The 345-nt window shown below is 69.0% G+C and carries 1 protein-coding gene; it reads right to left on the bottom strand.

All coding sequences use genetic code 11. The features are described 5' to 3' along the window. Nucleotides 1–343 (bottom strand): ATP-binding cassette domain-containing protein (locus EN804_RS35455; RefSeq protein WP_135922363.1); only part of this gene is annotated, 343 nt, incomplete at its 3' end. Nucleotides 344–345: the final 2 nt, after the last annotated feature.

Raw genomic sequence — 345 nt, 5'->3', positions numbered from 1 at the left:
GGCCGACGCGGGCGATCCAGTCGCGCGCCCGATCATAGGCCTGCGCCTTCGGCGTGCCGCGATAGAGCGGGCCGGCGGCGACATTGTCGATGACGCTGCGCCACGGAAACAGCGCATCCGCCTGGAACACGAAGCCGATGTCGCGGCTGATCTCGGTGACGGGATTGCTCATGACGCGGACATTGCCGGTGGTCGGCCTGAGCAGGCCGGTGACGAGGTTGAGCGTCGTCGACTTGCCGCAGCCGGTCGGCCCGACGACGCAGGCGAACTCGCCGCGCGCCACCGTCATGGTGAAATCGCGGATCGCCGTCATCATGTGGCCGTCGGGGGTGACGAAGCGCAGCG

The sequence above is a fragment of the Mesorhizobium sp. M8A.F.Ca.ET.161.01.1.1 genome (assembly GCF_004792105.1).
In the GTDB taxonomy this organism is placed as follows: domain Bacteria; phylum Pseudomonadota; class Alphaproteobacteria; order Rhizobiales; family Rhizobiaceae; genus Mesorhizobium.
Note: the sequence above shows the minus strand (reverse complement) of the source record. Positions and strands in the feature narration are given on the sequence as shown.